The following is a 24,093-nucleotide window of genomic DNA, read 5'->3' on the forward strand; positions in this document are numbered from 1 at the left end:
CATAAGCGATCGGTCACTATTGTGAAAACGCCTGAACGAGACCCAGCCATGAGTGAAGAGATTCTGATCAATATCACGCCGATGGAATCGCGCGTGGCGGTGGTAGAGAACGGTGTTCTGCAAGAAGTGCATGTGGAGCGTACCCAGAAGCGCGGGATCGTCGGCAATATCTATAAAGGCAAGGTGGTGCGCGTATTGCCAGGCATGCAGGCGGCCTTCGTCGACATCGGCCTGGACCGCGCCGCGTTTATCCATGCTTCGGAAATCTCCCTGCGCGAAGGCCCGGCGGTGGAAAGCATCAGCGCCCTGGTGCACGAAGGGCAGAGCCTGGTGGTGCAGGTCACCAAGGACCCCATCGGGTCCAAGGGCGCCCGGCTGACCACCCAATTGTCGATTCCTTCGCGGTACCTGGTGTATATGCCGCGTACCGCCCACGTCGGTATTTCCCTCAAGATCGAAGATGAAGCCGAGCGCGAGCGCCTGAAGAAGGTGGTCAGCGACTGCGTGGCCGCCGAAGGCATCAAGGAAGCCGGTGGTTTTATCTTGCGTACCGCCGCCGAGGGGGCGGGCGCCGATGAAATCCTGATGGATATCCGCTACCTGCGGCGCCTGTGGGACCAGATCGCGGCGCAGATCCAGACCATTGGCGCGCCAAGCGTTATCTATGAAGACCTCGGCCTGGCGTTGCGTACCTTGCGCGATCTGGTCAGCCCGAAGATCGAGAAAATTCGCATCGACTCGCGGGAAACCTTCCAGCGCACCACGCAATTTGTCGCCGAGCTGATGCCGGAAATTGCCGACCGCCTCGAGCACTACCCGGGCGAGCGGCCGATCTTTGACCTGTATGGCGTCGAAGATGAAATCCAGAAAGCCCTGGAGCGCAAGGTCCCGCTCAAATCCGGCGGCTATCTGGTGGTGGACCCGGCGGAAGCCATGACCACCATCGACGTCAACACCGGCGCGTTCGTGGGTCACCGCAACCTCGAAGAAACCATCTTCAAGACCAACCTCGAAGCGGCCACCGCGATTGCGCGCCAACTGCGCCTGCGCAACCTGGGCGGCATCATCATCATCGACTTCATCGACATGGAAGATGGCGAGCACCAGCGCCAGGTCCTGCGCACGCTCGAAAAGCAGCTGGAGCGCGACCACGCCAAGACCAACATCATTGGCATCACCGAGCTGGGCCTGGTGCAGATGACCCGCAAGCGCACCCGCGAAAGCCTTGAGCAAGTGCTGTGCGAACCCTGCAGCAGTTGCCAGGGCCGCGGTAAATTGAAGACCCCGGAAACGGTTTGCTACGAGATTTTCCGCGAAATCCTGCGCGAGGCGCGCGCCTACCAGGCCGAAGGTTATAGAGTGCTCGCCAACCAGAAAGTGGTGGATCGCCTGCTGGATGAAGAGTCGGGTAACGTCGCTGAACTGGAGGGCTTCATCGGGCGCACCATTCGTTTTCAGGTTGAAACCATGTACTCCCAGGAACAATACGACGTGGTGCTGCTCTGATCCCCTTTCGTTTTCTCTTTTCGAGACCGACAGGCGCTGATCTGTGGTCCGACTACTGCTTTGAGGGTCGCCTGACATGGAGCGTCTGATACGCTTTTTTGCCGCTTTGACCCGTTGGGGACTGGGCCTGTGTGCGTTGCTGCTGGTCGTGGCGGCGGTATACGTGAGCCTGGGGCGTGAATTGACCCCGCTGGTGGCCGAATACCGCGCTGAAGTCGAAGCCAAGGCGCAGGTGGCGGTACAGATGCCTGTTCATATTGGCAGCCTCGAAGGCCGCTGGAGCGGTTTTGCGCCAATATTGCTGGCCCATGACGTGATGGTCGGCGAGGGCAGCAGTGCGTTGCGCCTGGACCAGGTCGAGGTGGTGCCCGATCTTTGGGCCAGCCTGATGGCCCGCGAAGTGCGCATCGCCCATCTGCAAGTCAGCGGCTTGCAGTTGAGCGTCAAGGAAGACAAGGACGGTCGCTGGGCGCTGCAAGGCTTGCCGATACAGGACGACCAGCCACTGGACCCGGAGCAACTGCTCACCCGCATGCAAATGGTCAAGCGCGTATCGGTGCTGGACAGCCAGGTGACGCTGCAACCGTTCGACCGGGCGCCGGTGACCGTGACTTATGTCGGCCTGAACCTGCACACCGGTACGACCCGGCAACGTGTGGACGCACGCCTGACACTACCCGACGGCCAACCGCTCGCCTTTACCCTGCGCAGCCGTATGCGCGCCAGCCAATGGAAAGACGCCCAGGTCGAGGCCTACCTGAGCCTGCCTCAAAGCGACTGGGCCAAGTGGATTCCGTCCCGGCTGACCCAACAATGGAAGCTCACCCAGTTCAAGGCTGGCGGTGAGTTCTGGCTCAACTGGGCCAACGGCACCGTACAAAGCGCCGTGGTGCGCCTCGATTCACCGCAAGTCAAGGGCAGCTACGCCGAGCGTAAGCCGGTACACATCGAGAACCTGGCCCTGACCGCTTATGTGCAACGCAGCGACGGCGGCCTCAAGGTGCTGTTTGATTCGCTGGCGATGAATATCGGCGAAACCCGCTGGGAATCACGCCTGCAACTGCAGCAGAGCCTGGCGACCGAGAAAGATCAGGAAGTATGGAAACTTCAAGCCGACCGGCTCGACCTGACCCCCATCACGCCATTGCTCAATGCCCTGGCACCGCTGCCGGAAGGTTTCGCCCAGGCCGTCGAGCACCTCAAAGCCACCGGCCTGTTGCGCAATGTGCTCGTGGACTTCCGCCCACAGGACAGCACCGATCAGAAAGTCAGTTTTGCCGCCAACCTTGAGCGGGTCGGTTTTGACGCTTACTTTGGCGCGCCAGCCGCGCGCAATGTGTCCGGCAGCATCAGCGGCGACCTTGGCCATGGCGAGTTGCGCATGGACAGCAAGGACTTTTCCCTGCATCTGTCGCCGATCTTCGCCAAGCCATGGCAGTACATCCAGGCCAATGCGCGCCTGACCTGGACGCTGGACAAACAGGGCTTCACCCTCATCGCACCGTATATCAAGGTGCTGGGGGAGGAAGGCAAGGTCGCTGCGGACTTCCTGATTCGCCTGCATTTCGACCATAGCCAGGAGGACTACATGGACCTGCGGGTCGGCATGGTCGATGGCGATGGTCGTTTCACCCCCAAGTATCTGCCCGCCGTGTTGAGCCCCGCGCTGGATGAGTGGTTGCGCACGGCGATCCTCAAAGGCGCGGTAGACGAAGGTTTCTTCCAGTACCAGGGCTCGCTGAGCCACAACGCGCTGCCGGCTTCACGCAATATCAGCCTGTTCTTCAAGGTGCATGATGCCGAGCTGGCGTTCCAGCCGGGCTGGCCCCATGTGAGCAAGGTCAAGGGTGAGGTGTTCGTCGAGGAGAGCGGTGTGCGCATCCTGGCCAGCAAGGGACAGTTGCTCGATACCCAGGTCAAGGACGTCTACGTCAATATCCCACACGCGCCGGCCGGCCAAGACAGCCACCTGCTGCTCACCGGCGGATTCTCCGGTGGTTTGGGCGATGGTCTGAAAATCCTTCAGGAAGCCCCTATCGGCACCGCCTCCACCTTCGCGGGCTGGAAGGGCGAGGGCAACCTGCAAGGCAGCCTGGACCTGGACGTGCCCCTGGCCAAGGGCACCGAACCCAAAATCGTGGTCGACTTCAAGACCGACAAGGCGCGCCTGCAACTGGCGGAGCCCACCCTGGACCTGACCCAGCTCAAGGGCGACTTCCGTTTCGACAGCGCCAAAGGCTTGAGCGGCCAGAATATTTCGGCGCAGGCGTTTGACCGTCCGATCACCGCGCAGATTTTTGCCGAAGGCAAGCCCGGCGCTGTCAGCACCCGCGTCACCGCCAAGGGGCAGGTCACGGTCAAACGGCTCACGGACTGGTTGAACATCAGCCAGCCGCTGCCTGTGACCGGCGATATCCCGTACCAGTTGCAAGTCATCCTGGACGGCGCGGACAGTCAGTTGATGGTCGACTCCAATCTCAAGGGCGTTGCGGTGGATTTGCCGGCGCCGTTCGGCATGCCGGCGAGCCAGGGCCGTGACAGTACGTTCCGCATGACCTTGCAGGGTGCTGAGCGGCGGTACTGGTTTGATTACGCAGAGCTGGCGAATTTCACCTTCGCGGCGCCGCCGGATAACTTCAATGATGGCCGCGGCGAATTGTTTCTCGGCAATGGCGATGCGATATTGCCCGGCGCCAAGGGGCTGCGTGTTCGCGGGGTGCTCTCCGAGCTGGATATCGACCCGTGGAAAAAACTCGCGAACCGTTACGCGGGTAACGATCCGGGCGGCAGTGCCAAGCAACTGCTCAGTGGCGCCGACTTCAAGGTGGGCAAGCTGACCGGTTTCGGTACCCGGTTCGACCAGGTCAAACTGCAGCTGGATCGCAAGCCTGTGGCCTGGGGCCTGCAGTTCGACAGCCAGCAAGCCAAGGGCACGGTGAGTCTGCCGGATGCCAAGGGCGCGCCCATTGCCGTCAACCTGCAGTACGTGAAGCTGCCCGCCGTGGACCCTACTGTGCAGGCTGACGAGAACGCGCCGGACCCGTTGGCCGATGTCGACCCCAAGGATATTCCCGCGCTGGATATCGCCATCGACCAACTGTTCCAGGGCCCGGACCTGGTGGGCGCGTGGTCGCTGAAAATCCGGCCGACCGCCAAGGGCCTGGCCTTCAACAACCTGAACCTGGGCCTCAAAGGCATGCAACTCAACGGGGCCGGTGGTTGGGAAGGCGCGCCGGGGGCCAGCAGCAGTTGGTACAAAGGGCGACTGGACGGCAAGAACATTGCCGACGTGCTCAAAGGTTGGGGGTTTGCGCCCACGGTGACCAGCGAGGACTTTCATCTGGACGTGGATGGTCGCTGGCCGGGTTCGCCGGCCTGGGTCGGGCCCAAGCGGTTCTCCGGTAGCCTGGACGCGGCGTTCCGCAAAGGCCAGTTCGTGGAAGTGGAGGGTGGCGCCCAGGCGCTGCGGGTGTTCGGCCTGCTTAACTTCAATTCCATTGGCCGCCGTTTGCGCCTGGACTTCTCCGACTTGCTCGGCAAGGGCTTGAGCTATGACCGGGTCAAGGGCTTGCTGGCGGCCAGTGATGGTGTGTTCGTGACCCGTGAGCCCATCACCATGACCGGGCCGTCTACCAACCTGGAGCTCAATGGCACCCTGGACCTGGTGGCGGATCGCGTCGATGCCAAGTTGCTGGTGACCCTGCCGGTCACCAACAACCTGCCCATCGCCGCATTGATCGTCGGCGCGCCGGCCATTGGCGGTGCGTTGTTCCTGATCGACAAGTTGATCGGCGACCGGGTATCGCGCTTCGCCAGCGTGCAGTACACCGTGCAAGGCCCATGGAAAGACCCGAAAATCACCTTCGACAAGCCATTTGAAAAGCCAAACTGAGAGGCTGTGGAGTAGCATGGCCGCATGCCCTTTACGGAGTGTCGGCCCATGTCCTTTGCGGTAACTCAAATGGTCAGCCAGAGTGACGTGCTGGCCAACCTAGCCCAGGCACGCCGCCTGCTGGAACGCGCGGCGGCGGATGGCGCCAGGCTTGCGGTGCTGCCGGAGAACTTCGCCGCCATGGGCCGCCGTGACATGGCCGATATCGGTCGCGCCGAGGCACTGGGTGAAGGCCCGATCCTGCCCTGGTTGAAACAGACCGCTCGCGACCTCACCTTATGGATAGTGGCGGGCACAATACCGTTGCCACCCAGGGATCAACCGGACGCCAAGCCCAACGCCTGCTCGCTGCTGATCGACGACCGAGGTGAAATCGTCGCTCGTTACGACAAGCTGCACTTGTTCGATGTGGATGTAGCGGACGCCCGAGGTCGCTATCGCGAATCCGACGACTATGCTTTCGGAAGCAATGTGGTCGTGGCAGATACGCCCGTGGGGCGCTTGGGGCTGACGGTGTGTTACGACCTGCGCTTCCCCGAGTTGTACAGCGAGCTGCGTGCGGCGGGGGCTGAGTTGATCAGTGCGCCCTCGGCGTTTACAGCGGTGACCGGGGCTGCGCATTGGGATGTGCTGATTCGCGCTCGGGCCATCGAAACCCAGTGTTACCTGCTGGCGGCCGCCCAGGGCGGTGTGCACCCGGGGCCACGGGAAACTCATGGGCACGCGGCGATTATCGATCCCTGGGGGCGCGTGCTGGCCCGGCAGGATCAAGGCGAAGCGGTGCTGGTGGCCGAACGCGACAGCAGTGAACAGGCGTCGATACGGGCGCGCATGCCGGTGGTCAACCATCGGCGCTTTTTCTCGCAGGGCGCACAGCGACCTGCTTCAGAACGATGAATTTAAGGCCAAACCTATGAGCGAGTTGTTGTCCTCAGTCAGTGAACATCTCCTGGCACCCGGTGGCGTGACCATCGAAAATCTGCAAACCGTGCTGGGCGATCTGGCCGGGCCCGGGATCGACGCGGCCGACCTGTATTTCCAGGGGCAGATTTCCGAGTCCTGGGCGCTGGAAGACGGCATCGTCAAGGAAGGCAGTTTCAACCTTGACCAAGGCGTAGGGGTGCGCGCGCAATCGGGCGAGAAAACCGGTTTTGCCTACAGCAACGCCATTACCCTGGAGGCCCTGGGCCTGGCGGCGCGTGCGGCGCGCTCGATTTCCCGCGCGGGCCAGAACGGCACGGTGCAGGCGTTCAGTACCCAGGACGTGGCTCAGCTGTACGCGCCGGATAATCCGTTGGAAGTGATCAGCCGCGCGGAGAAGGTCGAGCTGCTCAAGCGTGTTGACGCGGCTACTCGTGCCCTGGACCCGCGTATCCAGCAGGTCACCGTGAGCATGGCCGGTGTGTGGGAACGCATCCTTGTCGCCTCCACCGACGGCGGGCTGGCGGCCGATGTGCGGCCACTGGTGCGTTTCAACGTGAGTGTGATCGTCGAGCAGAACGGTCGCCGCGAACGCGGTGGCCATGGCGGCGGCGGGCGTACCGACTACCGTTATTTCCTCGCCGAAGACCGCGCCATGGGCTATGCCCGTGAAGCGTTGCGCCAGGCACTGGTCAACCTGGAAGCGATTCCGGCGCCGGCCGGTACCTTGCCGGTGGTGCTGGGCTCGGGTTGGTCCGGTGTGTTGTTGCATGAAGCGGTGGGCCATGGGCTGGAAGGCGACTTCAACCGCAAGGGCAGTTCCGCCTACAGCGGGCGCATGGGCGAGATGGTCGCATCCAAGCTGTGCACCATTGTCGATGACGGCACCTTGGCCGGTCGGCGTGGTTCGTTGAGTGTGGATGACGAAGGGACGCCAACGGAGTGCACCACCCTGATCGAAAACGGCGTGCTCAAGGGCTATATGCAGGACAAGCTCAACGCCCGCCTGATGGGTGTGGCGCGCACCGGCAACGGTCGCCGCGAATCCTATGCCCACCTGCCGATGCCACGCATGACCAACACCTACATGCTCGGTGGTGAAAGCGATCCGGCGGAAATCATTGCTTCGGTCAAGCGCGGCATCTACTGCGCCAACCTCGGTGGCGGGCAGGTGGATATCACCAGCGGCAAGTTCGTGTTCTCCACCAGCGAGGCGTACTTGATCGAAGACGGCAAGATTACCGCTCCGGTCAAGGGCGCGACGTTGATCGGTAATGGGCCGGAGGCCATGAGCAAGGTGTCGATGGTCGGTAACGACCTGTCGCTGGACAGCGGCGTGGGCACGTGCGGGAAGGATGGGCAGTCGGTGCCGGTGGGCGTAGGCCAGCCAACCTTGAAAATCGATGCGATCACCGTGGGTGGCACGGGGTCGTAAACGCGGGAGCTTCGGGTGGCGAAGGTCGCCACCCGGGGAAGAGGATCAGCGCAGACCGCGTTGAGTCTCGTCCAGCTCACGGATGTATTTGAAGATTTTACGGCTGGTGGCCGGCGCCTTGTTATGCGCCTGTTCGTGTTGGGCCTGACGGATCAGGGAGCGCAATTGCTGGCGGTCCGCTTCCGGATAGTCCAATACGAATTTTTCCAGCACGGCGTCATCGCCCGAGATCAGGCGATCACGCCAGCGCTCCAGGTTATGGAAGCGTTCGTTGTACTGGCGAGTGGAGGCATCGGTTTGATCGAGCAAGGCCAGAATGGCGTCAGTGTCCTGATCGCGCATCAGCTTGCCGATGAACATGATGTGCCGTTTGCGCGCGATATTCGCGGTGTGCTTAGGCGCATCGGCCAAGGCCCGGCGCATTTCGTCGGTCAGTGGCAGTTTGGCAATCAAGTCTTTTTTGAGCGTTGTAAGGCGCTCGCCAAGGTCAACCAGAGCATGCAGCTCGCGTTTGACCTGGGTTTTGCTTTTCTCCCCATCGAGGGAGTCGTCGTAAGAATCAACCATGGTGGCAGTCCGCAAAGAAACGCCGCCATGATAACCAGTCGGGGGCCGCTTGTCCGGCCCGGTCGCTCGATGGCCTTAACCGAGAGCAGAATTTGAGTGGAGAAAACCATGAGTGCAGCCCAAAGCGTCGGTCCGCAAGCGTTACCGGCACTGCAGGAACAAGTCGAGCAGATCCTTGCCGAGGCCAAGCGCCAGGGGGCCAGCGCCTGTGAAGTAGCGGTGTCGCTGGAACAGGGGCTGTCGACGTCGGTGCGTCAGCGGGAAGTGGAGACCGTCGAATTCAACCGCGACCAGGGGTTCGGCATTACCTTGTACATGGGCCAGCGCAAAGGTTCGGCCAGTACGTCGGCCAGTGGCCCGGAGGCGATTCGCGAGACCGTCGCCGCTGCTTTGGCCATCGCCAAACACACTTCTGAGGATGAAAGCTCAGGCTTGGCCGATAAGGCGCTGATGGCCAAGGATCTGCAGGATTTCGATCTGTTTCACGCCTGGGACATCACGCCTGAGCAAGCCATCGAACAGGCGCTGACCTGCGAAGCGGCAGCGTTCGACGCCGACGCTCGCATCAAGAACGCCGATGGCACTACGCTGAGTACCCATCAGGGTTGCCGTGTCTACGGCAACAGCCATGGTTTTATCGGGGGCTATGCGTCCACCCGTCACAGCCTGAGCTGCGTGATGATCGCTGAAGCCAACGGCCAGATGCAGCGTGATTACTGGTACGACGTGAATCGTCAGGGTGAGTTGCTGGCAGACCCGGTAAGCATCGGCCAGCGCGCCGCGCAGCGTGCAGCCAGTCGTCTGGGCGCGCGCCCGGTACCTACTTGCGAAGTGCCGGTGCTGTTTTCCGCCGAACTGGCCGGTGGTTTGTTCAGCAGTTTCCTCGGGGCGATTTCCGGTGGCAACCTCTATCGCAAATCGTCCTTCCTGGAAGGCGCGATCGGCCAGCAGCTGTTCCCTGAATGGCTGACCATCGATGAGCGTCCGCACCTCATGCGCGCCATGGGCAGCGCTTCGTTCGACGGCGATGGCCTGTCCACTTACGCCAAGCCGTTCGTCGAGAAAGGCGAGTTGGTGTCTTATGTATTGGGCACCTACGCGGGGCGCAAGCTTGGCCTGCCCAGCACCGCCAACTCCGGCGGCGTTCATAACCTGTTCGTGACCCACGGCGATGAAGACCAGGCGGCGCTGTTGCGACGCATGGGGCGCGGCCTGCTGGTCACCGAATTGATGGGCCACGGCCTGAACATGGTGACGGGGGACTATTCCCGCGGCGCGGCGGGATTCTGGGTGGAAAACGGCGAGATTCAGTTCGCCGTCCAGGAAGTGACCATCGCCGGCAACATGCGCGATATGTTCAAGCAGATCGTTGCCGTGGGTAACGATCTTGAACTGCGCAGTAATATCCGCACCGGCTCCGTGTTGATTGAACGGATGACTGTCGCCGGCAGCTGACCTGCGATGTTCCACCAAAAGGCGCGCCATAGTGATGATGGCGCGCCTTTTTTTGTGGCGGTGTGAGACAGGATCGATCTGCCGTTCTTGTTTTGATTCTCAATATCATTTAATAATGAATATCATTACTGGATGAGTGTGGATCATGAGTTCTGTCTTGCATGAGGACCCGTACCTGGAAAGTTGGCGGTGGATGAGTCGTCAGATCCGCTGCGGGCTCGACCCCAATGAACCTCGCCTGATCGAACATTACCTCAATGAGGGGCGTTACCTGGCGTGTTGCACCGCGACTCACCCGTGGACAATCGCCGAAACCTCATTTCGCCTGCTCATCGACACCGCCAACGATATCGCGCTGCCATGGCATTGGCGTGCCCTGTGTCTGGACCAGGCCTGGCGCCCGCTGCGCGATCTGGAAAAACTCTCCCACTGCGCCTGCCGGCTCAAACGCTGGCAGGCCTTTGCCTGGCAATTGGCGACCTGCCAATTGCTGCCATCCCTCTCTTTCTCCGACCTGGTGCAAGGATCAAATGATGAGTAACACCCGTATCGAACGCGACAGCATGGGCGAACTGCAAGTCCCCGCCGAGGCCTTGTACGGTGCACAAACCCAGCGCGCGGTGAACAACTTTCCGATCAGCCATCAGCGCATGCCGGCGCCATTCGTTCGCGCGCTGATTCTGGCCAAAGCCGCCGCAGCCAGGGCCAACGTCGACCTCAAGCAAATCAGTGAAGGGCAGGGCAAGGCCATTGTCGATGCCGCCCAGGGCTTGTTGGAAGGCGACTACATGCAGCACTTCCCGGTGGATATTTTCCAGACCGGCTCCGGTACCAGTTCCAACATGAACGCCAACGAGGTGATTGCAACCCTGGCCAGTCGGTTGCTGGGCGAGGTGGTAAACCCCAACGACCACGTCAACTGCGGGCAAAGCAGCAACGACATCATTCCTACCACTATTCATGTCAGCGCCGCGCTGGTGCTGCACGAGCAGACACTGCCGGCCTTGTTGCACCTGGTGCAGGTGATCGAGCAAAAAGCCGAAGCGGTCCACCCGTTCATCAAGACCGGGCGTACCCACTTGATGGATGCCATGCCGGTGCGCATGAGCCAGGTGCTCAATGGCTGGGCGCAGCAACTCAAGGCCAATATCGGCCACTTGCAGGACCTGTTGCCGGCACTGCAGGCGCTGGCCCAGGGTGGCACGGCGGTGGGCACCGGCATCAACGCCCATCCTGAGTTTGCCGCACGCTTCAGCGGGCACCTGAGCCACCTGACCAAGGTGAAGTTCACGCCGGGCAAGAACCTGTTTGCGTTGATTGGCTCCCAGGACACCGCCGTCGCCGTCTCCGGCCAGCTGAAAGCCACTGCGGTGTCGCTGATGAAAATCGCCAATGACCTGCGCTGGATGAACTCCGGTCCGTTGGCCGGCCTGGGTGAAATCGAGCTGGAAGGGCTGCAACCGGGTTCTTCGATCATGCCGGGCAAGGTCAACCCGGTAATTCCCGAGGCCACGGCCATGGTGGCCGCGCAAGTCATCGGCAACGATACGGTGATTACCGTGGCCGGCCAATCGGGCAACTTCGAACTGAACGTCATGCTGCCGATCATCGCCCAGAATCTGCTCAGCAGCCTGGAGCTGCTGGCCAACGCCAGCCGTTTGCTGGCGGACAAGGCCATCGCCAGCTTCAAGGTCAACGAAGCGAAGCTCAAGGAAGCATTGTCGCGCAACCCGATTCTGGTCACCGCCCTCAATCCGATCATTGGTTACCAAAAGGCCGCCGAAATCGCCAAACAGGCTTATCAGCAGGGCCGTCCGGTCATCGATGTCGCCCTCGAACACACCGACTTGCCTCGCAGCCAACTGGAAGTCCTGCTGGACCCGGAAAAGCTCACGGCTGGCGGCGTGTGATCATCGACCCCGCTTTGGAGGTTCACCATGGAGCACTGGAAACGCACGATCGAACGGGCCAATCGCTGCTTTATGGCAGGCGAGCTGGTTGACGCCCGCGAGGCCTACCTGCAAGCCCTGGCCCTGGCCCAAGTGTTGTTTGAGCGCTGGGCGGATGCCGACGAAGCCGTGGCGGCTTGCGTCATCTCCCATCACAACCTGGCCGACCTGCACCTGCGTCTCAACCAGCCTGAAGAAAGCGCGGAATACCTTTGCGCCATTCACCAGCGGCTGCTGCAGACCATGCAGGACCCACGGCTCAGTCCGCCGTTGCGTGAGGCAGCGTTGCGCCAGAGCAGCAAAACCTATGTCGAACTGTTGAATTTCATCAGCGATCACGGCGAATACCCGCGCACCCATCGCTTGCTGGGCAGTGCTGCGACGCAACCGACCCCTTCTCAATATGGAGCACATTGATATGACCTACACCCTGCCGCCGTTGCCTTACGCCTTTGACGCGCTTGAGCCCCATATCGATGCGCAAACCATGGAGATTCACTACACCAAGCACCACCAGACTTATATCAATAATCTCAATGCTGCGGTCGAGGGCACTGAGTTCGCGGGCTGGCCGGTGGAGAAGCTGGTTTCCAGCGTTGAAAACTTGCCGGAGAAATTACGCGCTGCCGTGGTCAACCAAGGAGGCGGCCATGCCAACCACTCGCTGTTCTGGGCGGTCATGTCGCCTACAGGTGGTGGAAAACCCGAAGGTGTTCTGGGCCGGGCCATCGACGAGCAGTTGGGGGGCTTCGACAGCTTCAAGCAAGCGTTTACCAAGGCGGCGTTGACCCGCTTCGGCAGCGGCTGGGCCTGGTTGAGTGTGACCCCGCAAAAGACCTTGGTGGTGGAAAGCAGCGGTAACCAGGACAGCCCGTTGATGAGCGGCAATACGCCGATTCTCGGCCTGGACGTCTGGGAGCATGCCTACTACCTGCTGTATCAAAACCGACGACCGGAGTACATCAATGCATTCTATAGCGTCATCAACTGGCCCGAGGTTGCCACACGCTACCAGGCTGCATTGGCCTGACACTCACTCCAACACACGACCTAAGGCCGACCATGGGCACTGAAACACTGGCGATTAGCAGCGTGCGATTATTTCGCTATGCGCTTGGCTCCCTGCTTCTGTTAGCCGGTACGGCATTACTGGTGGCTCATGGCCTGGCCTGGCTCGACCTGGAACCGCGCATCTTGCGAGCGCTGCAGGGCGGGGCGATCTGTGCCCTCGGTACTGCGCTGGGCGCGGTGCCCGTGCTGGTGATTCGCCGTATGCCGGCGGCGTTGAGCGATACCCTGCTGGGTTTTGGCGCGGGGGTCATGTTGGCGGCGACCGCCTTTTCGCTGGTGGTGCCGGGTATCGCTGCCGCAGAAAAGCTGGGGCTCACACCCTGGGGCGCGGGTGGTTTGATCAGCTTCGGCATCATGCTCGGTGCATTCGGGTTGTATCTCGTGGACCGCCAGGTTTCAGGCGCCAGCCCGGAAATGCTGGTGGGCACGCCGGATAAGCCGGTTATCCCGCCGCGTATCTGGCTTTTTGTGTTCGCGATCATTGCCCACAACATCCCGGAAGGCATGGCCGTGGGTGTTTCTGCCGGCGGCGGCATGGCGGATGCCGACAGTCTCGCCATGGGCATTGCCCTGCAGGACGTACCGGAAGGCCTGGTGATTGCGCTGGTATTGGCTGGGGCGGGGATGTCGAGGATCAAGGCGTTTCTGATTGGCGCTGCCTCGGGTTTGGTCGAGCCGGTCTTTGCAGTGTTATGCGCGTGGTTGGTGAGCCTTGCCGAAGTGCTGTTGCCCTTGGGGTTGGCACTCGCTGCGGGTGCGATGCTGCTGGTGGTGACCCATGAGGTGATCCCTGAGTCGCGCCGCAACGGTCACGACAAACTCGCCAGCCTGGGATTGTGCATCGGGTTTTGCTTGATGATGGTGATGGATACGGCACTGGGATAGCAGGAGCGAGCCCGTTCGCTCCTGCAAGAGGAAGGCGTTATTCACCCTCGTCGAAGTAGTTGTTGATCAACGCGACTAACGCGTCCATCGCTTCCTGCTCTTGTTCACCCTCGGTTTTCAGATGGATTTTAGTGCCCTTGCCTGCGGCGAGCATCATCATCGCCATGATGCTCTTGCCGTCGACCATCGAGTCAGGGGTACGCCCGGCGCGGATCTGGCAGGGGAACTGCCCGGCGACACCGACAAACTTGGCTGATGCGCGGGCATGCAAGCCCAGCTTGTTGATGATTTCAATTTCCCGAGCCGGCATCGCTATGGTGTTCCTTTCAGCTAAGGTCGCGGTGGCGAACCTGGACGTTCTTGAGGGTTTGTTGCAGCACCTGGCCCAGTCGCTCCGTCAGGTAGACAGAGCGGTGGTGGCCGCCGGTGCAGCCGATGGCAATGGTGACATAGGCGCGGTTGCTTGCAGCAAAGCGCGGCAGCCATTTGAGCAGGTAGGTGGAGATATCCTGGAACATCTCTTCCACATCCGGTTGTGCCGCCAGGTAGTCGATCACGGGCTGGTCAAGCCCGGACTGATCGCGCAACTCCGGTTTCCAATACGGGTTGGGCAGGCAGCGCACGTCGAACACCAGGTCGGCATCCACCGGCATGCCGCGCTTGAAGCCAAACGACTCGACCAGAAATGCCGTGCCAGGCTCCGGCTGGTTCAGCAATCGCAGCTTGATCGCATCGCGCAGTTGGTACAGGTTCAGGTTGGTGGTGTTGATCTTGAGGTCGGCCAGATCGATGATCGGCCCCAGCAGTTTGGTCTCGTCCTCGATGGCTTCGGCCAGGGAACGGTTGGCGCTGCTGAGCGGGTGGCGGCGACGGGTTTCGGAGAACCGCTTGAGCAGGGTTTCTTCGTCGGCGTCCAGGTACAGCACGTCGCAATGAATATGTTTGGCGCGCACCTCCTCGAGCAGTTCGGGGAACCGTGAGAGGTGGCTGGGCAGATTGCGGGCGTCGATCGACACGGCGACCAACGGTTGCGCCAGTTCGGTGTGGATCAGGGCGCGTTCCGCCAATTCCGGCAGCAAGCCGGCGGGCAGGTTGTCGATGCAATAGAAGCCGCTGTCTTCAAGAACGTTAAGAGCAGTGCTCTTACCCGAGCCGGAACGGCCGCTGACGATGATCAAACGCATGATTACTGCCCGTTTTGCTCATCCAGGACGACCTGATACAGCGCTTCGTTACTGCTGGCGCTGCGCAATTTATCGCGCACTTCCTTGCGGTCGAGCATGCTAGCAATCTGCCGGAGCAGTTCCAGGTGTGCATCGGTGGCTGCTTGTGGGACCAGCAGAACGAACAGCAGGTCGACCGGGGCGCCGTCGATGGCATCGAAATCGATAGGGTGATCCAGGTGCAGCAAAGCACTGACCGGTGTTTCGCAGCCTTTGAGGCGGCAGTGGGGGATGGCGATGCCGTTGCCAAAACCGGTCGAGCCGAGTTTTTCACGGGCGATCAACGCCTCGAAGACATCTTGCATTTCCAGTTCAGGCACTTGGCTGCTGATCAGGTTGGCAATTTGTTCGAGGGCTTTCTTCTTGCTGCCGCCCGGCACGTTCACGAGGGAACGGCCGGGGGTCAGGATAGTTTGAAGTTGGATCATGGGGGAGGGTTAACGACCTGTACCTTGCATCAGGTGCAGATTCTTTTCCTTATGCTTTTTGAGTTGGCGGTCAAGCTTGTCGGTGAGCAAGTCGATCGATGCATACATGTCTTCATGCTCGGCATTAGCAACCACTTCGCCACCGGGTATCTGCAGGGTCGCTTCGATTTTCTGCTGAAGCTTATCGACCTTCATGATGACCTGCACGTTGGTGATCTTGTCGAAATGTCCTTCAAGCTTCTTCAGCTTCTGTTCGACGTATTCGCGCATTGGAGGGGTGACTTCTACATGGTGTCCACTGATGTTGACTTGCATACAGCTTCTCCTTCGTTGCCAGTGCATAAAGCGGCGGGTAGGAATACCCGCCACTGGAACGCTGTGCCCCGCCCGTCACATCAAACGCTTACGCTCGCTGGAAGGCGCGATCCCAAGGGACTCGCGATACTTGGCGACGGTTCGACGGGCGACCTGAATGCCTTGTGCCTCCAGTAAACCAGCGATCTTGCTGTCACTCAACGGCTTTTTCTGATTTTCCGCGGCAACCAGTTTTTTGATGATCGCGCGGATCGCCGTGGACGAGCATTCGCCGCCTTCGGAGGTGCTTACGTGGCTGGAGAAAAAGTATTTCAGCTCATAAATACCCCGTGGGGTATGCATGAATTTTTGCGTGGTCACCCGCGAAATCGTCGATTCGTGCATGCCGACCGCCTCGGCGATGTCATGCAGTACCAGCGGTTTCATGGCTTCGTCACCATATTCCAGAAAGCCGCGCTGGTGCTCGACGATCTGGGTGGCGACTTTCATCAGGGTTTCGTTGCGGCTTTGCAGGCTCTTGATGAACCAGCGCGCTTCCTGCAACTGGTTGCGCATGAAGGTGTTGTCGGCGCTGGTATCGGCGCGGCGCACGAAACCGGCGTATTGCGGGTTTACCCGCAGGCGTGGCACCGACTCCTGGTTCAATTCCACCAGCCAGCGCTCGTTGTCCTTGCGCACGATCACATCAGGCACGACATACTCGGCTTCGCTGGACTCGATCTGCGAGCCCGGGCGAGGGTTGAGGCTCTGGACCAGTTCGATGACCTGGCGCAGTTCGTCTTCCTTGAGCTTCATGCGACGCATCAGCTGGCTGTAATCGCGGCTGCCCAGCAGGTCGATGTAATCGCTGACCAGGCGCTTGGCTTCAGCGAGCCAGGGTGTCTTGGCCGGCAGTTGGCGCAGCTGCAGCAACAGGCACTCGCTGAGCGTACGGGCGCCAATCCCGGCGGGCTCGAATTGCTGGATGCGGTGCAGGACGGCTTCGATCTCGTCCAGCTCGATATCCAGCTCCGGGTCGAACGCCTCAAGAATTTCTTCCAGCGTCTCGTCCAGGTAACCCTGGTTATTGATGCAATCGATCAGGGTGACGGCGATCAGTCGATCGGTGTCGGACATCGGCGCCAGGTTCAGTTGCCACAGCAGGTGACTCTGCAGGCTCTCGCCGACGGACGTACGGGTGGTAAAGTCCCATTCGTCATCATCATTGCTGGGCAGGCTGCTGGCGCTGGTCTGGTAGACGTCTTCCCAGGCGGTATCCACGGGAAGTTCGTTGGGAATGCGTTCGTTCCATTCGCCGTCCTCGAGGTTGTCCACCGTCGGGGCGGTTTCCTGATAGGACGGTTCCTGTACGTCGGGATTGGGCTTTTGCTCGATGTTGTCGGCCAAAGGGTCTGTGTTGTCGAAGTCGTCGCCTTCTTCCTGGCGTTCGAGCATCGGATTGGACTCCAGGGCCTCCTGGATTTCCTGTTGCAGGTCCAGGGTCGACAATTGGAGCAGGCGGATGGCCTGTTGCAGCTGCGGTGTCATCGTCAGCTGCTGGCCCATTCTCAGGACTAGCGATGGTTTCATGGCAGGGGCTTAACACCTTATTCGCCGGCGCAATGCGCCATCCACGACAGGGCGCGCGAGCGCCAAACATAAGCAAATTATATGCCTGAAATCAGGGCCTTTGCCTAGAGCGCGGTAACAATAAAAAAACCGAGGTTTTCATTGACTCGCTCGCACTCTCACCAATGGCCCGATATCACCGTGTCTACAGGCGGAACTCGTGACCCAGATAAACTTCTTTCACCAGTTCGTTGGCCAGGATCGTCGCGGAATCACCTTCGGCGATCAGTTGCCCATCGTTGACGATGTAAGCGGTTTCGCAGATATCCAGGGTTTCACGCACGTTGTGGTCGGTGATCAACACACCAATGCCCTTGGCCTTGAGGTGATGGATGATCTGCTTGATATCGCCCACCGAGATCGGATCGACACCGGCAAACGGTTCGTCCAACAGGATGAATTTCGGCGCGGTGGCCAGGGCGCGGGCGATCTCCACACGACGACGCTCACCACCGGACAGGCTCATGCCGAGGTTGTCGCGAATGTGGTTGATGTGGAATTCCTGCAGCAGGCTTTCCAGCTCCTTGCGGCGGCCGTCGCGGTCGAGTTCCTTGCGGGTCTCGAGGATCGCCATGATGTTGTCGGCTACCGACAGTTTGCGGAAGATCGACGCCTCCTGCGGAAGATAGCCGATACCTGCGCGCGCACGGCCGTGCATGGGCTGGTGGCTGACGTCCAGGTCGTCGATCAATACGCGTCCCTGGTCCGCCTGGACCAGCCCGACGATCATATAGAAGCAGGTGGTCTTGCCGGCGCCGTTGGGGCCGAGCAAGCCGACGATCTGGCCGCTGTCGATCGACAGGCTCACATCGCGTACCACCTGGCGGCTTTTATAGGCCTTGGCCAGATGCTGGGCTTTCAGGGTTGCCATTACTCGGCCTTCTTCTTCGGCTGGATGACCATGTCGATACGTGGGCGCGGCGCGGTGACCTTGTTGCCGTTGGCGCGACCGGCCTGGGCGACCTGGGTCTTGGTGTTGTAGACGATTTTCTCGCCTTCGGTAGAGTTACCGTCGGCGCTGAGTACCTTGGCCTGGTCAATCAATACGATGCGATTTTGCTGGGCATGGTATTGAATGGTCTTGCCATAGCCTTTCATCGGGCCTGGGTCTTCTGCCTTTTGCTTCTGTTCGAAGTAAGCCAGGTTGCCCACCGAGGTCACGACATCGATATCGCCGGCCTGGGTGCGGGTCAGGGTCACCGTGTTGCCGGTGATCTTCATCGAGCCCTGGGTGATGATGACGCCACCGGTGTAGGTCGCGACGCCTTGTTTGTCATCCAGCTGCGCATCGTCAGCCGAGATGTGGATCGGTTGCTGGCTATCGTTCGGCAGAGCCCAGGCGCTCACGCTTCCCAGTGCTGCGCCCAGACCGAGCAAAATAGGGAGGGTTTTAACGAGCCTCATACTGTCCTCTTACGTTCGATAGCAGGTGTATCCTGCTTTCTTTCAAATACGCTTTCATTCCCTTGCCAGTCGATACACCGCCAGCGCCGTCGATTCTAACGTCTTGCTCGGTCTGCGCATATTGCTGTTGTGGGAATACCGTCATGCGACTGCTGGTAATGATGGTGTCACGCTTCTGCGCGTCTGTACGTGCGACGCGCACCGAGTCGATCAGTTCGATCTGGGTGCCGTCCGGATTGACCTCGCCACGCAGGCTGGTGACATGCCACGGCAGTTCGGTGCCACGGTAGAGGTTCAGGTCCGGATTGGTCAGCAGGCTGACTTCCGAGGCCTTCAAACGCTCGACCTTGTCGGAGGCCAGCACGTACTGCACCTTGCCATCGGGCAGGAACTGCACGGTGTGGGTGTTGGTGGCGAAGTTATCGATGATGCTTTCATCAACCTGCACGACAGGTTTGTCGAGAAAGCGCTCCGGGCTGATATTCCAGTAGCCCACCGCGAGGAACAGCGCGGCGATGACCCCGAATAACAGGAAGTTGCGAATCTTTTTGCTCAGCATATAAGGCTCTATAGGTAGGCGGCGTGGGCCGCTTCAAGACTGCCCTGGGCACGCAGGATCAATTCGCAGAACTCGCGGGCGGCACCCTCGCCGCCACGGGCCGTGGTAATGCCATGGGCATGTTCACGCACAAACGCTGCGGCATTGGCGACGGCCATGCCCAGGCCTACGCGGCGGATCACCGGCAGGTCGGGCAGGTCGTCACCCAGATAGGCGACCTGTTCATAGCTTAGGTTGAGTTGGCCAAGAAGCTCGTCCAGCACCACCAGTTTATCCTCGCGGCCCTGATACAGGTGAGCAATCCCCAGGTTTTGTGCGCGGCGTTCCACAACGGGTGTCTTTCGACCACTGATAATCGCGGTTTGCACGCCTGCGGCCATCAACATCTTGATGCCCTGGCCGTCGAGCGTATTGAATGTCTTGAATTCGCTGCCGTCTTCGAGGAAGTACAGGCGGCCGTCGGTCAGCACGCCGTCAACGTCGAAAATTGCCAGCTTGATGTTTTTACCGCGTTGCAACAGATCGCTGGTCATTTACATCACTCCTGCGCGCAGCAAGTCGCCAAGGTTAAGGGCTCCGATCGGACGATCATCGTTATCGACGACGATCAACGCACCGATCCGATGGTCTTCCATGATTTTCAGCGCTTCAGCCGCGAGCATTTCAGCGCGGGCGGTCTTGCCGTGAGGTGTCATCACCGCGTCGATGGTCGCGGTGTGAATATCAATGGTGCGGTCCAGGGTGCGGCGCAGATCACCGTCGGTGAATATCCCGGCCAGGCGTCCGTCGATCTCCAGGATTGCCGTCATGCCCAGGCCCTTGCGGGTCATTTCCATCAGCGCGTCCCTGAGCAGGGTACCGCGTGGAACGCTTGGAAGTTCGGCGCCCGAATGCATGACATTTTCAACTTTCAGCAGCAAGCGACGGCCGAGGGCACCGCCTGGATGGGAAAATGCGAAGTCTTCTGCGGTAAACCCACGGGCCTCCAGCAGCGCCACCGCCAGGGCATCGCCCATGACCAGTGCGGCGGTGGTGGAGGAAGTCGGTGCCAGGTTCAAGGGGCAGGCCTCGTGGGCCACGTGCACGTTGAGGTTGACGTCGGCGGCCTTGGCCAGGGTCGATTCCGGGTTGCCGGTGAGGCTGATCATCTGGATGCCCAGGCGCTTGATCAACGGCAACAGGGTCACGATTTCGTTGGTGGTGCCGGAATTGGACAGCGCCAGAATCACGTCATCCTTGGTGATCATGCCCATGTCGCCGTGGCTGGCTTCGGCCGGATGCACGAAAAAAGCGGTGGTCCCGGTGCTTGCCAGGGTGGCGGCGATCTTGTTGCCGATGTGGCCGGATTTGCCCATGCCAACCACGACAACGCGGCCCTTGCTGGCCAGAATCATCTCGCAGGCGCGTACGAAATCTGCGTCGATATGGGCCAGCAAACCTTCTACGGCTTCCAGCTCGAGGCGGATGGTGCGTTGTGCGGACTGAATAAGGTCGCTGGATTGGCTCATGTCTGAAATCGTATAGCCTGACGAAAAGTCGGCGATTATAGCGGTAATGATCAATTCCCTCACGCAAGTTCGTCAGGCTTTATTCCGAAGGTCTTGCGGATTAGTCGCAATATCACAACCCGCTGCGTTTTTTTCGCTGTCCTGAATCTGAACAAGCACTGTTCCGGCCTTGGGGGCGCTGTACCAGCAGTGATATAGTTCGCGGCCAGTTCGGTCCGCCCAACCCATGGCGCAAACATTTGCGCATCCGCGGTAAACGAAAGTCGCATACATGGTGTCTGAGTGAAAGGCTGCATCCCAAGGAGATTAGATGAGTGCCGATAACGCCTACGCGGTCGAGCTGAAGGGCCTTTCCTTCAAGCGCGGTACGCGCAGCATCTTCAATAACGTCGATATTCGCATTCCTCGCGGAAAAGTCACGGGCATCATGGGGCCTTCCGGTTGCGGCAAGACCACCTTGCTGCGCCTGATGGGCATGCAATTGCGCCCCAGTGCCGGCGAAGTATGGGTCAACGGCCAGAACCTGCCGACATTGTCGCGCAGCGATCTGTTCGATGCGCGCAAGCACATGGGGGTTCTGTTCCAGAGCGGCGCGCTGTTCACCGACCTCGATGTGTTCGAAAACGTGGCGTTCCCGCTGCGGGTGCATACCCAGCTGTCCGATGAGATGATTCGTGACATTGTGCTGCTCAAACTGCAGGCCGTAGGGCTTCGCGGGGCTATCGACCTGATGCCTGACGAATTGTCCGGCGGTATGAAGCGCCGCGTCGCCCTGGCGCGCGCCATCGCACTGGACCCGCAGATCCTCATGTATGACGAGCCTTTCGTGGGCCAGGACCCGATCGCCATGGGCGTGCTGGTGCGCCTGATCCGCCTGCTCAACGACGCACTGGGCATCACCAGCATCGTGGTGTCCCACGACCTGGCCGAAACCGCGAGCATCGCCGACTACCTCTATGTCGTGGGGGATGGCCAGGTGCTGGGGCAGGGCACGCCGGAAGAACTGATGAACGCCGATAACCCGCGCATTCGCCAATTCATGACCGGCGATCCCGATGGCCCGGTGCCTTTTCACTTTCCGGCAGCGGACTACCGCGCAGATCTTCTGGGGAAGCGCTGATGCGCAAAACATCTATTATCGAGAAGGTTCGCCTTTTCGGTCGCTCGGGCATCGACATCGTCGAAGTCCTCGGGCGTTCGACTATTTTCCTGTTCCACGCCTTGCTCGGCCGCGGCGGCATCGGTGGCGGCTTCGGCTTGCTGCTCAAGCAACTGCATGCGGTTGGTGTGATGTCCCTGGTGATCATCGTGGTCTCCGGGGTGTTCATCGGCATGGTGCTGGCGCTGCAAGGCTTCAACATTCTGTCCAGCTACGGTTCCGAGCAGGCGGTAGGGCAGATGGTCGCCCTGACTCTGTTGCGTGAACTGGGGCCGGTGGTCACCGCGTTGTTGTTCGCCGGGCGTGCCGGTTCGGCGCTGACCGCCGAAATCGGCAACATGAAGTCCACCGAGCAGCTGTCCAGCCTGGAAATGATCGGCGTGGACCCGCTCAAGTACATTGTTGCCCCGCGCCTGTGGGCCGGCTTCATTTCCCTGCCGCTGCTGGCGATGATCTTCAGCGTGGTCGGGATCTGGGGCGGTTCGTGGGTGGCGGTGGACTGGTTGGGCGTCTATGACGGTTCCTACTGGGCCAACATGCAAAACAGCGTGACCTTCACGGGCGACGTGCTCAACGGCATCATAAAGAGCATCGTCTTCGCCTTTGTAGTGACCTGGATCGCCGTATTCCAAGGCTATGACTGTGAACCCACTTCAGAAGGGATCAGTCGCGCCACCACCAAGACCGTTGTGTACGCCTCGCTGGCGGTACTGGGCCTTGACTTCATTTTGACTGCCTTGATGTTTGGAGATTTCTGATGCAAAACCGCACTGTGGAAATCGGTGTCGGCCTTTTCTTGCTGGCTGGCATCCTGGCTTTACTGTTGCTGGCCCTGCGGGTCAGTGGCCTGTCGGCCAGCCCCACCGCCGACACTTATAAACTTTATGCGTACTTCGACAATATCGCCGGTTTGACGGTCAGAGCTAAAGTGACCATGGCTGGCGTAACCGTCGGCAAGGTCACGGCAATCGATCTGGATCGCGACAGCTTCACCGGGCGAGTGACGATGCAAGTGGACAAGAAGGTCGATAATCTGCCGACGGACTCCACCGCATCCATCCTCACTGCAGGTCTGCTGGGCGAGAAGTACATCGGTCTCAGCGTTGGCGGGGAAACAGCCCTGCTCAAGGATGGTTCGACAATCCACGACACACAGTCGTCGTTGGTACTTGAAGACTTGATCGGTAAATTCCTGCTCAACACCGTCAATAAAGACGCCAAATGAGGAATCTGTTCATGATCTCTACCTTGCGACGCGGCCTTCTGGTGCTGCTTGCAGCGCTGCCGTTGATGGCCAACGCAGCCGGTTCTGCCCACGAACTGGTGCAGGACACCACCAACAAAATGCTGGCTGACCTGTCGGCCAACAAGGAAAAGTACAAGCAGGACCCGAGCCTGTTCTACAACGCGCTCAACAGCATTGTCGGTCCGGTGGTGGATGCCGAAGGCATCTCTCGCAGCATCATGACCGTCAAGTATTCGCGCAAGGCCACGCCTGCGCAGATGCAGCGTTTCCAGGAAAACTTCAAGCGCGGGCTGTTCCAGTTCTACGGCAACGCCTTGCTTGAATACAACAACCAGGGCATTACCGTGGCTCCGGCCGGTGATGAGTCGGGTGACCGCACCAGCGTCAACATGAGCGTCAAGGGCAACAATGGCGCCGTGTACCCTGTGCAGTACACGCTGGAGAAGGTCAACGGCGAGTGGAAACTGCGCAACGTGATCATCAATGGCATCAATATCGGCAAACTGTTCCGTGATCAGTTCGCCGACGCGATGCAGCGCAACGGCAACAACCTGGACAAGACCATCGATGGTTGGGCCGGTGAAGTCGCCAAGGCCAAGGAAACTTCCGATAAGGAAGCCGGGAAGCCAGCGCAATGACCGAGTCGGCTGTTCGTATCGGCAACGCCGGCGAGCTGTTGCTCAGCGGCGTGCTCGATTACCGCACCGGGCCTGACCTGCGCAAGCAGGGCCAGGCTCTGATCAACGCCAGCAGCGCGCCCGCGCTGGTGGTCGATTGCTCGGCGGTGACCAAGTCCAGCAGCGTCGGTCTGTCGTTGCTGCTGTGCTTTATGCGTGATGCCGAAGCGGCAAAAAAGCCACTCAGTATCCGTGCGTTGCCTGAAGACATGCGCGAGATTGCCGAGGTTTCCGGTCTGACCGAACTGTTGGCACACCCTTAATACACATTTATCGCAAAGCCCC

The 24,093-nt window shown here is 60.3% G+C and carries 26 protein-coding genes; 15 read left to right on the forward strand and 11 right to left on the reverse strand.

The genetic code is table 11. The annotated features are described in order from the left end of the window. Nucleotides 1–48 precede the first annotated feature (48 nt). The 4 genes from rng (at nucleotide 49) to tldD (ending at nucleotide 7,754) form a co-directional block, all read left to right on the forward strand. Nucleotides 49–1,506 carry a ribonuclease G gene (gene rng / locus PspCFBP13528_RS04425; protein ID WP_065885774.1) on the forward strand — a complete coding sequence of 486 codons (1,458 nt, stop codon included), beginning with the start codon at nucleotides 49–51 and terminating at the stop codon, nucleotides 1,504–1,506. 76 nt (nucleotides 1,507–1,582) lie between these two features. Continuing rightward, nucleotides 1,583–5,398 carry a YhdP family protein gene (locus tag PspCFBP13528_RS04430; RefSeq protein WP_137199707.1) on the forward strand — a complete coding sequence of 1,272 codons (3,816 nt, stop codon included), beginning with the start codon at nucleotides 1,583–1,585 and terminating at the stop codon, nucleotides 5,396–5,398. A gap of 48 nt (nucleotides 5,399–5,446) precedes the next feature. Then, a complete protein-coding gene (locus tag PspCFBP13528_RS04435) occupies nucleotides 5,447–6,295 on the forward strand; it encodes a carbon-nitrogen hydrolase family protein (RefSeq protein WP_065951610.1) in 849 nt (282 codons plus the stop codon). A gap of 16 nt (nucleotides 6,296–6,311) precedes the next feature. Further along, on the forward strand, nucleotides 6,312–7,754 hold the full coding sequence (gene tldD, locus PspCFBP13528_RS04440; RefSeq protein ID WP_065892647.1) for a metalloprotease TldD: 1,443 nt from the start codon (nucleotides 6,312–6,314) through the stop codon (nucleotides 7,752–7,754). A 45-nt stretch (nucleotides 7,755–7,799) separates the two neighbouring features. On the opposite strand, the gene yjgA is transcribed toward tldD, so the two are convergent. Beyond that, nucleotides 7,800–8,321, reverse strand: coding sequence for a ribosome biogenesis factor YjgA (gene yjgA / locus PspCFBP13528_RS04445; RefSeq protein WP_065885777.1), 522 nt, complete (start codon nucleotides 8,319–8,321; stop codon nucleotides 7,800–7,802). Nucleotides 8,322–8,429: 108 nt separating this feature from the next. Here yjgA and pmbA point away from each other — a divergent pair, with 108 nt between their 5' ends. The 6 genes from pmbA to PspCFBP13528_RS04475 all read left to right on the forward strand — a co-directional run bounded on the left by pmbA (nucleotide 8,430) and on the right by PspCFBP13528_RS04475 (nucleotide 13,681). Further along, complete coding sequence (gene pmbA, locus PspCFBP13528_RS04450) at nucleotides 8,430–9,776, forward strand: metalloprotease PmbA (RefSeq protein ID WP_137199708.1); 1,347 nt, start codon at nucleotides 8,430–8,432, stop codon at nucleotides 9,774–9,776. 145 nt (nucleotides 9,777–9,921) lie between these two features. Further along, a complete protein-coding gene (locus PspCFBP13528_RS04455; protein WP_065951612.1) occupies nucleotides 9,922–10,317 on the forward strand; it encodes a FagA protein in 396 nt (131 codons plus the stop codon). After that, nucleotides 10,310–11,686 (forward strand): class II fumarate hydratase, encoded by a 1,377-nt coding sequence (locus PspCFBP13528_RS04460; RefSeq protein ID WP_101218236.1) that lies wholly within the window; start codon nucleotides 10,310–10,312, stop codon nucleotides 11,684–11,686. Before PspCFBP13528_RS04455 ends, PspCFBP13528_RS04460 begins: the two co-directional genes overlap by 8 nt. Nucleotides 11,687–11,713: 27 nt before the next feature. Then, nucleotides 11,714–12,142, forward strand: coding sequence for a hypothetical protein (locus tag PspCFBP13528_RS04465; RefSeq protein ID WP_065951614.1), 429 nt, complete (start codon nucleotides 11,714–11,716; stop codon nucleotides 12,140–12,142). Between the two features lies 1 nt (nucleotide 12,143). Then, a complete protein-coding gene (locus PspCFBP13528_RS04470) occupies nucleotides 12,144–12,755 on the forward strand; it encodes a superoxide dismutase (RefSeq protein WP_101218237.1) in 612 nt (203 codons plus the stop codon). Nucleotides 12,756–12,787: 32 nt separating this feature from the next. Continuing rightward, the gene (locus PspCFBP13528_RS04475) at nucleotides 12,788–13,681 is read left to right on the forward strand and encodes a ZIP family metal transporter (protein WP_101218238.1); all 894 of its coding nucleotides are present in this window, start codon (nucleotides 12,788–12,790) and stop codon (nucleotides 13,679–13,681) included. A 37-nt stretch (nucleotides 13,682–13,718) separates the two neighbouring features. On the opposite strand, the gene PspCFBP13528_RS04480 is transcribed toward PspCFBP13528_RS04475, so the two are convergent. The 10 genes from PspCFBP13528_RS04480 to PspCFBP13528_RS04525 form a co-directional block, all read right to left on the reverse strand. Further along, entirely contained in the window at nucleotides 13,719–13,991 is a 273-nt protein-coding gene (locus PspCFBP13528_RS04480) for an HPr family phosphocarrier protein (RefSeq protein WP_065951617.1), read from the reverse strand. Nucleotides 13,992–14,007: 16 nt separating this feature from the next. Then, the gene (rapZ, locus tag PspCFBP13528_RS04485) at nucleotides 14,008–14,865 is read right to left on the reverse strand and encodes an RNase adapter RapZ (RefSeq protein ID WP_065951618.1); all 858 of its coding nucleotides are present in this window, start codon (nucleotides 14,863–14,865) and stop codon (nucleotides 14,008–14,010) included. Nucleotides 14,866–14,867: 2 nt separating this feature from the next. Then, the gene (gene ptsN / locus PspCFBP13528_RS04490; RefSeq protein ID WP_057724571.1) at nucleotides 14,868–15,332 is read right to left on the reverse strand and encodes a PTS IIA-like nitrogen regulatory protein PtsN; all 465 of its coding nucleotides are present in this window, start codon (nucleotides 15,330–15,332) and stop codon (nucleotides 14,868–14,870) included. A gap of 9 nt (nucleotides 15,333–15,341) precedes the next feature. Beyond that, nucleotides 15,342–15,647, reverse strand: coding sequence for a ribosome-associated translation inhibitor RaiA (gene raiA, locus PspCFBP13528_RS04495; RefSeq protein WP_057724572.1), 306 nt, complete (start codon nucleotides 15,645–15,647; stop codon nucleotides 15,342–15,344). Between the two features lie 75 nt (nucleotides 15,648–15,722). After that, nucleotides 15,723–17,216 carry an RNA polymerase factor sigma-54 gene (locus tag PspCFBP13528_RS04500; protein ID WP_057724573.1) on the reverse strand — a complete coding sequence of 498 codons (1,494 nt, stop codon included), beginning with the start codon at nucleotides 17,214–17,216 and terminating at the stop codon, nucleotides 15,723–15,725. A gap of 184 nt (nucleotides 17,217–17,400) precedes the next feature. Continuing rightward, nucleotides 17,401–18,126: an LPS export ABC transporter ATP-binding protein gene (gene lptB / locus PspCFBP13528_RS04505; protein ID WP_003171806.1), complete on the reverse strand. Its 726-nt coding sequence runs from the start codon at nucleotides 18,124–18,126 to the stop codon at nucleotides 17,401–17,403. After that, nucleotides 18,126–18,659: a lipopolysaccharide transport periplasmic protein LptA gene (gene lptA / locus PspCFBP13528_RS04510; protein WP_057701587.1), complete on the reverse strand. Its 534-nt coding sequence runs from the start codon at nucleotides 18,657–18,659 to the stop codon at nucleotides 18,126–18,128. Before lptA ends, lptB begins: the two co-directional genes overlap by 1 nt. Further along, entirely contained in the window at nucleotides 18,646–19,218 is a 573-nt protein-coding gene (gene lptC, locus PspCFBP13528_RS04515; protein ID WP_065885790.1) for an LPS export ABC transporter periplasmic protein LptC, read from the reverse strand. Before lptC ends, lptA begins: the two co-directional genes overlap by 14 nt. 8 nt (nucleotides 19,219–19,226) lie before the next feature. Then, nucleotides 19,227–19,751 carry an HAD family hydrolase gene (locus PspCFBP13528_RS04520; protein WP_005784847.1) on the reverse strand — a complete coding sequence of 175 codons (525 nt, stop codon included), beginning with the start codon at nucleotides 19,749–19,751 and terminating at the stop codon, nucleotides 19,227–19,229. Continuing rightward, nucleotides 19,752–20,726 carry a KpsF/GutQ family sugar-phosphate isomerase gene (locus tag PspCFBP13528_RS04525; RefSeq protein WP_065951619.1) on the reverse strand — a complete coding sequence of 325 codons (975 nt, stop codon included), beginning with the start codon at nucleotides 20,724–20,726 and terminating at the stop codon, nucleotides 19,752–19,754. 310 nt (nucleotides 20,727–21,036) lie between these two features. Between PspCFBP13528_RS04525 and PspCFBP13528_RS04530 the strand changes: the two genes are divergently transcribed. Genes PspCFBP13528_RS04530 through PspCFBP13528_RS04550 form a run of 5 tightly spaced genes read left to right on the forward strand, consistent with a single transcriptional unit; the run spans nucleotide 21,037 to nucleotide 24,071 of the window. Beyond that, entirely contained in the window at nucleotides 21,037–21,846 is an 810-nt protein-coding gene (locus tag PspCFBP13528_RS04530) for an ATP-binding cassette domain-containing protein (protein WP_057724577.1), read from the forward strand. Then, nucleotides 21,846–22,643, forward strand: a complete 798-nt coding sequence (gene mlaE, locus PspCFBP13528_RS04535) for a lipid asymmetry maintenance ABC transporter permease subunit MlaE (RefSeq protein ID WP_057724578.1) — start codon at nucleotides 21,846–21,848, stop codon at nucleotides 22,641–22,643. Before PspCFBP13528_RS04530 ends, mlaE begins: the two co-directional genes overlap by 1 nt. After that, nucleotides 22,643–23,110: an outer membrane lipid asymmetry maintenance protein MlaD gene (gene mlaD, locus PspCFBP13528_RS04540; RefSeq protein ID WP_065885792.1), complete on the forward strand. Its 468-nt coding sequence runs from the start codon at nucleotides 22,643–22,645 to the stop codon at nucleotides 23,108–23,110. The genes mlaE and mlaD overlap by 1 nt, the downstream gene beginning before the upstream one ends. An 11-nt stretch (nucleotides 23,111–23,121) precedes the next feature. Beyond that, nucleotides 23,122–23,769 (forward strand): ABC transporter substrate-binding protein, encoded by a 648-nt coding sequence (locus PspCFBP13528_RS04545; protein WP_065885793.1) that lies wholly within the window; start codon nucleotides 23,122–23,124, stop codon nucleotides 23,767–23,769. Continuing rightward, nucleotides 23,766–24,071: an STAS domain-containing protein gene (locus tag PspCFBP13528_RS04550; protein WP_065951620.1), complete on the forward strand. Its 306-nt coding sequence runs from the start codon at nucleotides 23,766–23,768 to the stop codon at nucleotides 24,069–24,071. Before PspCFBP13528_RS04545 ends, PspCFBP13528_RS04550 begins: the two co-directional genes overlap by 4 nt. Nucleotides 24,072–24,093 lie beyond the last annotated feature (22 nt).

Origin of the sequence: Pseudomonas sp. CFBP13528, assembly GCF_005233615.1 — a bacterium.
GTDB lineage: Bacteria > Pseudomonadota > Gammaproteobacteria > Pseudomonadales > Pseudomonadaceae > Aquipseudomonas > Aquipseudomonas fluorescens_AM.

Excerpts from the sequence above, each read along its gene's own strand:
- rng (WP_065885774.1), top strand. The coding sequence starts at position 49 with ATGAGTGAAGAGATTCTGATCAATATCACGCCGATGGAATCGCGCGTG.
- PspCFBP13528_RS04430 (WP_137199707.1), top strand. The coding sequence starts at position 1,583 with ATGGAGCGTCTGATACGCTTTTTTGCCGCTTTGACCCGTTGGGGACTG.
- PspCFBP13528_RS04435 (WP_065951610.1), top strand. The coding sequence starts at position 5,447 with ATGTCCTTTGCGGTAACTCAAATGGTCAGCCAGAGTGACGTGCTGGCC.
- tldD (WP_065892647.1), top strand. The coding sequence starts at position 6,312 with ATGAGCGAGTTGTTGTCCTCAGTCAGTGAACATCTCCTGGCACCCGGT.
- yjgA (WP_065885777.1), bottom strand. The coding sequence starts at position 8,321 with ATGGTTGATTCTTACGACGACTCCCTCGATGGGGAGAAAAGCAAAACC.
- pmbA (WP_137199708.1), top strand. The coding sequence starts at position 8,430 with ATGAGTGCAGCCCAAAGCGTCGGTCCGCAAGCGTTACCGGCACTGCAG.
- PspCFBP13528_RS04455 (WP_065951612.1), top strand. The coding sequence starts at position 9,922 with ATGAGTTCTGTCTTGCATGAGGACCCGTACCTGGAAAGTTGGCGGTGG.
- PspCFBP13528_RS04460 (WP_101218236.1), top strand. The coding sequence starts at position 10,310 with ATGAGTAACACCCGTATCGAACGCGACAGCATGGGCGAACTGCAAGTC.
- PspCFBP13528_RS04465 (WP_065951614.1), top strand. The coding sequence starts at position 11,714 with ATGGAGCACTGGAAACGCACGATCGAACGGGCCAATCGCTGCTTTATG.
- PspCFBP13528_RS04470 (WP_101218237.1), top strand. The coding sequence starts at position 12,144 with ATGACCTACACCCTGCCGCCGTTGCCTTACGCCTTTGACGCGCTTGAG.
- PspCFBP13528_RS04475 (WP_101218238.1), top strand. The coding sequence starts at position 12,788 with ATGGGCACTGAAACACTGGCGATTAGCAGCGTGCGATTATTTCGCTAT.
- PspCFBP13528_RS04480 (WP_065951617.1), bottom strand. The coding sequence starts at position 13,991 with ATGCCGGCTCGGGAAATTGAAATCATCAACAAGCTGGGCTTGCATGCC.
- rapZ (WP_065951618.1), bottom strand. The coding sequence starts at position 14,865 with ATGCGTTTGATCATCGTCAGCGGCCGTTCCGGCTCGGGTAAGAGCACT.
- ptsN (WP_057724571.1), bottom strand. The coding sequence starts at position 15,332 with ATGATCCAACTTCAAACTATCCTGACCCCCGGCCGTTCCCTCGTGAAC.
- raiA (WP_057724572.1), bottom strand. The coding sequence starts at position 15,647 with ATGCAAGTCAACATCAGTGGACACCATGTAGAAGTCACCCCTCCAATG.
- PspCFBP13528_RS04500 (WP_057724573.1), bottom strand. The coding sequence starts at position 17,216 with ATGAAACCATCGCTAGTCCTGAGAATGGGCCAGCAGCTGACGATGACA.
- lptB (WP_003171806.1), bottom strand. The coding sequence starts at position 18,126 with ATGGCAACCCTGAAAGCCCAGCATCTGGCCAAGGCCTATAAAAGCCGC.
- lptA (WP_057701587.1), bottom strand. The coding sequence starts at position 18,659 with ATGAGGCTCGTTAAAACCCTCCCTATTTTGCTCGGTCTGGGCGCAGCA.
- lptC (WP_065885790.1), bottom strand. The coding sequence starts at position 19,218 with ATGCTGAGCAAAAAGATTCGCAACTTCCTGTTATTCGGGGTCATCGCC.
- PspCFBP13528_RS04520 (WP_005784847.1), bottom strand. The coding sequence starts at position 19,751 with ATGACCAGCGATCTGTTGCAACGCGGTAAAAACATCAAGCTGGCAATT.
- PspCFBP13528_RS04525 (WP_065951619.1), bottom strand. The coding sequence starts at position 20,726 with ATGAGCCAATCCAGCGACCTTATTCAGTCCGCACAACGCACCATCCGC.
- PspCFBP13528_RS04530 (WP_057724577.1), top strand. The coding sequence starts at position 21,037 with ATGAGTGCCGATAACGCCTACGCGGTCGAGCTGAAGGGCCTTTCCTTC.
- mlaE (WP_057724578.1), top strand. The coding sequence starts at position 21,846 with ATGCGCAAAACATCTATTATCGAGAAGGTTCGCCTTTTCGGTCGCTCG.
- mlaD (WP_065885792.1), top strand. The coding sequence starts at position 22,643 with ATGCAAAACCGCACTGTGGAAATCGGTGTCGGCCTTTTCTTGCTGGCT.
- PspCFBP13528_RS04545 (WP_065885793.1), top strand. The coding sequence starts at position 23,122 with ATGATCTCTACCTTGCGACGCGGCCTTCTGGTGCTGCTTGCAGCGCTG.
- PspCFBP13528_RS04550 (WP_065951620.1), top strand. The coding sequence starts at position 23,766 with ATGACCGAGTCGGCTGTTCGTATCGGCAACGCCGGCGAGCTGTTGCTC.